Consider the following 1,432-nt stretch of genomic DNA (forward strand, 5'->3'; position numbering starts at 1 on the left):
CCGATTACAGAGGCTCCTGCCGAGTCATGTCGGTAAAATGCGGGTTTTGACGTTCTGGAATCACGGATTCAGGTCTAAACTCTAGTTGAAATTATTTTATTGCTCAATACTTAGTCTGCAGCCACTATTAATCCACGATTAGTCAGGGGATATTCATTGTGGTGGAATTCGATTGGAGCCATGTAGCGTTGACCATCGTCTTCATGTCCGGGCTCGGGTTATTGCTGTCAGCAATCCTGGTACTGGCCAATCGCAAACTGTGGACTTATGAAGATCCCCGCATCGATGAAGTTGAGGAACTTCTGCCACACACCAACTGCGGCGCCTGTGGCACGGCCGGCTGCCGCCCTTTCGCCGAAGCGCTGATTTCCGGTGATATCACCCCGGCCCAATGTACCGTCAATTCCAAGGATGCCATCGATGAAATCGCCGACTATCTCGGCGTGGATGCCGGTGACGTCATCAAGCGGGTAGCCCGCCTGGCCTGCGCAGGCGGCTCCCATGTCGCCAGAAACAAGGCGCACTATGGTGGGCTAGAATCCTGCCGCGCTGCCGCAGTCGTCGCCGGCGGTCCCAAAGGCTGCAGCTGGGGTTGCCTGGGGCTGGCAGATTGCGCCGATGTTTGCGACCAGGACGCCATCGCCATGAACCGCTTTGGTCTGCCAGTGGTCGATCCCGAAAAATGCACCACCTGTAACGACTGCGTGGAGATCTGCCCCAAGGGGCTGTTCTCGCTGCAACCCGTGGATCACCGTTTATGGGTCGCCTGTAAAAATCTGCTGCATGGCGATGATGCGGAAAATGATTGCGAGGTAGCCTGCAACGCCTGCGAACGCTGTGCAAAGGACTCTCCCGATGGGCTGATCGAAATACGCGACAACCTGGCGGTCATCGACTATCACAAGAACCATCTTGCTTCACCCGTTGCTACGGAACGCTGCCCGACCGGCGCCATCGTCTGGCTGGACAACGAGATCCCCGTCAAGGGCAAAAAGGCCAAGCGCATCATCCGCAAAGAAGCTTTGCCCACTCACTGAGAACATCAACAAGGTATCTTTCCATGAACTTCCGCAAGAAAAATGAACGCACTTTCAAGTATCCCGGCAAACGCATGGCCATGGATGGAAATACGGCCGTTATCATGTGCGAGCGCGAAGCTTCTGACGCTGCCGGCGCTTATCCCATCACCCCCTCTACCCAGATGGGAGAATACTGGGCGGAAGAAATGGCCAAAGGGCATGTAAACATTTCCGATCGCGCACTTGTTTTCGTCGAGCCCGAATCGGAACATGCCGCTGCCGCAGTAACCGCCGGCATGAGCATGACCGGTCTGCGCGCCACCAATTTCTCTTCCTCCCAGGGTGTGGCCTTCATGCACGAATCCCTGTACGCCGCCGCCGGCAAGCGCCTGCCCTATGTACTCAACATCGGC

2 protein-coding genes are annotated in these 1,432 nt (G+C 56.1%); both read left to right on the forward strand.

Features of this window, described 5'->3' with window-relative positions; translation table 11 throughout:
• Positions 1-161 precede the first annotated feature (161 nt).
• On the forward strand, positions 162-1,037 hold the full coding sequence (locus ACOCD2_RS19840; protein WP_293649453.1) for an RnfABCDGE type electron transport complex subunit B: 876 nt from the start codon (positions 162-164) through the stop codon (positions 1,035-1,037).
• Between the two features lie 23 nt (positions 1,038-1,060).
• Positions 1,061-1,432: hypothetical protein (locus ACOCD2_RS19845; protein WP_293675150.1), on the forward strand; the 372-nt coding region annotated here is incomplete at its 3' end.

Origin of the sequence: Thiolapillus sp. (assembly GCF_048562965.1) — a bacterium.
GTDB lineage: Bacteria > Pseudomonadota > Gammaproteobacteria > Chromatiales > Chromatiaceae > Thiolapillus > Thiolapillus brandeum_A.